Consider the following 1,000-nt stretch of genomic DNA (forward strand, 5'->3'; position numbering starts at 1 on the left):
ACCCGTTGGGTGTAATTAAATGATTTGATTTTTGATATTATTTATTGGTCTATCAAAGATAAATTTATTGATATATTGAACCAATGTTAATGCTGTTATTTTTGCTAAAATTCTTGTTTTAAAACCTTCAAAAGTTTTAGCATAATTATTTCTAATTCTGAACTGGTCACATAATTGCGAAAATAATGTTTCGATTCTTTTCCTTGACTTTCGAAAAATATAAGGCTGTGGTTTATAATCTTTTTGATTTTTCCTTTTTGGCGTTTCTAATTTGATGTTTACTGTTTGAAATAAATCTAATTGAATGCTTTGAGATAAATAACCTCTATCTCCAAGCAACACGCAATCAGACATTTGTTGTTTTATGTTTTTTAAAAAATGAACATCATGAACTTCTGCTTTTGTAATATCTAAGGAATGAAAAATCCCATTAATGGAGCAAACTCCATGTAATTTATATCCGTAAAACCAGCTGTTTTGAGAAGCACAAAACCCTTTTGAAGGAGCTGTTTCGAACTCATTTTTACAGATTTTAATTCTCCTATGACGAGCAAATTTACAAATCTCCAACGGCATACTATCGACTATATAATAATCTTCAAATTCTAAAAACCGTGAGGCTAATTTTGTTCTTACTTCTTCTGAAAATAAAAACAATTTTCGTCTTCTTTTATTGAATTGACTTCGCTCAATTAGATTAGGAATTTGTTGCTTATCAATCTCTTTAAATAAAGAATTCTCACTATCAATAGACATAAATTCAGCTGTCAAACTCAATGCAACTACTTCTAAATCAGACATTTTTTGTTTTCTACCAACATCCGATTTATATTCTAATTCACAATTCAAAGAACTTATAACTTCTAAAACTCTAAAATAATTTTTTACTATATTTGACATAGATATTGGTTGTTTAGCGACTTCAAGATACTGAATTTCAGTATCTTGACCAATATCTAATCAATTTATTTTGCTTTAAATAATTACACCCAACGGGTTA

1 protein-coding gene is annotated in these 1,000 nt (G+C 28.1%); it reads right to left on the reverse strand.

Going from position 1 to position 1,000, the window contains the following annotated elements:
• Positions 1 to 15: 15 nt before the first annotated feature.
• Positions 16 to 900 (reverse strand): IS982 family transposase, encoded by an 885-nt coding sequence (locus ACFX5F_RS16225; protein ID WP_432205799.1) that lies wholly within the window; start codon positions 898 to 900, stop codon positions 16 to 18.
• Between the last annotated feature and the right edge of the window lie 100 nt (positions 901 to 1,000).

Source organism: Flavobacterium zhoui (assembly GCF_042787235.1).
Lineage (GTDB): Bacteria > Bacteroidota > Bacteroidia > Flavobacteriales > Flavobacteriaceae > Flavobacterium > Flavobacterium zhoui.

Bases quoted from the DNA above. Each gene is read 5' to 3' on its own strand.
- ACFX5F_RS16225 (WP_432205799.1), bottom strand. From the start codon at position 900: ATGTCAAATATAGTAAAAAATTATTTTAGAGTTTTAGAAGTTATAAGT.